This window comes from Nonomuraea lactucae (assembly GCF_003313395.1).
In the GTDB taxonomy this organism is placed as follows: Bacteria; Actinomycetota; Actinomycetes; order Streptosporangiales; family Streptosporangiaceae; genus Nonomuraea; species Nonomuraea lactucae.
Window position 1 is genome coordinate 1 of sequence record NZ_QNFZ01000701.1, and the last position, 3,278, is coordinate 3,278.

Consider the following 3,278-nt stretch of genomic DNA (forward strand, 5'->3'; position numbering starts at 1 on the left):
CGTTATCTTGAGCCGCCCGAAGGGCGACCTCGACGTTGAGCAAGCCCTGGTGAGGCCTCGAATTCTGCCTGGTGGATGTGGTTATCTGCCGCCGTCCGTCACGCAGATCCCCCGGAGGTCCGATGCTCGTACAGCGCGTGGTGATGCCTGCCTCGCCGGTTGAGTCGTGGACGGTGCTTGGCGACGACGCCGTTCCCGTCGAGCCGGTCGAGCGCTACCTGGCCTACCTCACCGACATCGAGCGCTCCCCGAACACGGTCAAGGCATACGCGCACGACCTGAAGGACTGGTTCTCCTTCCTTGCTATGTGCGGGCTGGACTGGCGCGAGGTGCGCCTGGAGGACGTCGGTGAGTTCGTCGCCTGGCTGCGGCTGCCGCCCGCGGCCCGGGCCGGCGCGGTCACGGTGCTGCCGTCGGTCGAGCACCACTGCGGGGAAGCCACGGTCAACCGGAAGCTCTCGGCGGTCAGCGCCTTCTACCAGCACGCGGCCCGTCACGGCGTCGACCTGGGCGAGCTGCTGACGACGTGGCAGCCAGCCGGTCACCGAAGCACCGCCTGGAGGCCGTTCCTGCATCATGTCTCCAAGGGCCGGCCACAGCAACGGCGGGCGATCTCACTCAAGGCGGCGAAGAAGCTCCCGCGCATCCTCAGCGCGGCCGAGGCCCAGGCCATCCTGGACGCCTGCGAGCGGCTGCGGGACCGGCTGCTGTTCGCCGTCTTGTTCGACTCAGGCATGCGGATCGGCGAGGCCCTCGGGCTGCGGCACGAGGACTGGGCCGTCGCCGAGCGCGAACTGTCGGTAGTGCCGCGGCTCAACGACAACGGCGCGCGCACCAAGTCGGCGACGGGCAGGACGGTCCCGGTCGGCGCCGAGCTGATCCGTCTCTACGCCGACTACATGCACGCCGAGTACGGCGATCTCGACTCCGACTACGTCTTCGTCAACCTCTGGGCCGCCCCGCGCGGGCACGCGATGACCTATGCGGCCGTCTACGACCTGGTCAGACGGCTCCGTCGCAGGACCGGCATCGACTACGACCCCCACTGGTGCCGCCACACCTACGCCACCAGGCTGCTGCGCGGTGGCACCCCGGTCGAGGTCGTCAGCAAGCTCCTCGGACACGCCTGCCTGACCACCACGACCGACGCCTATGGGCACCTCACCGCCGAAGATGCCCGGAAGGCACTCGAGGCCGCTGGCTGGTTCGACGGCACGGAGGTACGGCTGTGAGCGAGAGCTCGCACATGCCCGCCGACCCGGGAGAGGCAGGGCCCGAACGCCCCCAATTCCAGCTCCATGCAGGGCAGCGCACTGAGGAATCCAGCCGGCGATGTGGCTGGGACAGCGAGTACGACCGGGACGTCTGGCGGCTGCGCGAGCTGGGGATCAAGGCCAAGGTCGCCCATATCCTCTTCGACCGGATCCCACAGCCCTGGCTGAAGGATCTGGCCAAGCGGTGGGCCCGGTGGCGGCTCAGCACTGGGCTTGGCGCCGAATCGGCAGCTTCCGGCACACGAGTCCTCACCTACTTCGCACAGTTCCTCGCATCGCCGGCGGTCTGCGTCGTCCGCCTTGATCAGGTGGACCGGCCGCTGCTGGAGCGGTATCTCGCCCAGTTGCACGCCGACTACTCGGGGCGAGTGGTGCACCGGCACTTCATCGGGCAGCTCAACCTCTTCTTCCTGGCCATTCGCCAGCATGGCTGGGACGACACCCTGCCCGCTAGCGCTGTGTTCTTCCACGAGGACTTTCCCCGTCGCGACGAGCGGTTGCCCCGGGCGCTGAGCGAAACCGTGATGACACAGCTGGAGCACCCCTCGAACCTGGACCGCTGGAAGAACCCGGCCCACCGGCTGGTCACGCTCATCCTGATGCGCTGCGGACTGAGGATCACCGACACGGTGCGGCTGCCGCACGACTGCATCGTCCACGACGCCGACGGCGCCCCCTATCTGCGCTACCTGAACCACAAGATGAAACGTGAAGCGCTCGTCCCCATCGATGAGGAACTCGAACGCGAGATCCGAGATCACCAGCGCCGCCTCCGTGATCGCTGGCCACACGGCACTCCGGTTCTCTTCCCGCGACCCCTGAAGAACTCAAAAGGCCACGAGCCCACGGACGACAACGTCTACCGGACCGCGATGCACCAGTGGTTGAAGGCATGCGACGTCCGTGACGAACACGGCCGCCTTGTGAAGGTCACCCCTCACCAGTTCCGTCACACGCTGGGGACCCGGCTGATCAACCGGGACGTCCCGCAGGAAGTCGTGCGCCGGATCCTCGACCACGACTCCCACATGATGACGGCGCACTACGCCCGGCTGAGCGACACCACCATCCGCCGGCATTGGGAGCGGGCCCGCAAGGTTGACATCACCGGCCAGGCCGTCACTCTCGACCCCGAAGGGCCCGTGGCCGAGGCGGCCTGGGCCAAGCAGCGTCTCGGCCGGGTCACCCAGGCCCTACCCAATGGCTTCTGCGGCCTGCCGGTGCAGAAGACCTGTCCACACGCCAATGCCTGCTTGACGTGCCCGATGTTCGTGACGACATCGGAGTTCCTGCCTCAGCACCGGCAGCAGCGCCAACAGCTCCTGCAGATCGTCTCGGCCGCCGAGGCCCGCGGCCAGCTCCGCGTCGTCGAGATGAACCAGCAGGTCCTCGGCAACCTCGACCGGATCATTACCGCCCTCGAGGTCGACGAAGCTCCCGATGGCACGGAGGTGAGCGATGCGGGCTGACAACTCCCGCCACATCCTCGCCGCGGCCCGCAACCGGCACGAGTACACCCGGGCCAAGGCGATCCAGGCACTGCGCGAGATCGACGCCCAGGGCACGGCCGTCACCTTCGACATCGTGGCTCGTGCTGCCGGCGTCTCACGGTCCTGGCTCTACACCCAGCCCGACCTGCGCGCCGAGATCGAACATCTGCGCTCTGAACGACAGCGCGCCTCCGCCACGCCGGTCCCGGTCCGGCAACGAGCATCCGATGCCTCGCTCCGTCGGCGGCTGGAAGCCGCCAACGAGCGCAACCGCCGCCTCACCGAGGAGAACCGCCAGCTCCGAGAACAACTCGCCCGCGCGCTCGGCGATCTCCGCGCCGCCCGGCTCCAGAGCCCGGCCGTTCCGACGGCCCGCCGCCGAGGTCGCGGTTCGGCAACGATCGGGCCCTGCTGACAGGGCCCACAGGCAGCCTCCTGAGCTGCCTCATGAACACTGTCCTCACCGCATCGCCCCAGGTCAACGCCGCACGCCGCTTCGAAGCTCAAGATAACG

Annotated in this window: 3 protein-coding genes; all 3 read left to right on the forward strand. The window is 68.2% G+C overall.

What is annotated here, in order from left to right; all coding sequences use genetic code 11:
* Positions 1-122: 122 nt before the first annotated feature.
* The 3 genes from DQW85_RS25650 to DQW85_RS25660 are packed head-to-tail and all read left to right on the forward strand — an operon-like array spanning position 123 to position 3,179.
* A complete protein-coding gene (locus tag DQW85_RS25650) occupies positions 123-1,232 on the forward strand; it encodes a tyrosine-type recombinase/integrase (protein WP_113702524.1) in 1,110 nt (369 codons plus the stop codon).
* A gap of 14 nt (positions 1,233-1,246) precedes the next feature.
* Positions 1,247-2,743, forward strand: coding sequence for a tyrosine-type recombinase/integrase (locus DQW85_RS25655; protein ID WP_205315405.1), 1,497 nt, complete (start codon positions 1,247-1,249; stop codon positions 2,741-2,743).
* Complete coding sequence (locus DQW85_RS25660) at positions 2,733-3,179, forward strand: DUF6262 family protein (protein WP_113702525.1); 447 nt, start codon at positions 2,733-2,735, stop codon at positions 3,177-3,179. The genes DQW85_RS25655 and DQW85_RS25660 overlap by 11 nt, the downstream gene beginning before the upstream one ends.
* Positions 3,180-3,278 lie beyond the last annotated feature (99 nt).

Excerpts from the sequence above, each read along its gene's own strand:
- DQW85_RS25660 (WP_113702525.1), top strand. The coding sequence starts at position 2,733 with ATGCGGGCTGACAACTCCCGCCACATCCTCGCCGCGGCCCGCAACCGG.
- DQW85_RS25650 (WP_113702524.1), top strand. The coding sequence starts at position 123 with ATGCTCGTACAGCGCGTGGTGATGCCTGCCTCGCCGGTTGAGTCGTGG.
- DQW85_RS25655 (WP_205315405.1), top strand. The coding sequence starts at position 1,247 with ATGCCCGCCGACCCGGGAGAGGCAGGGCCCGAACGCCCCCAATTCCAG.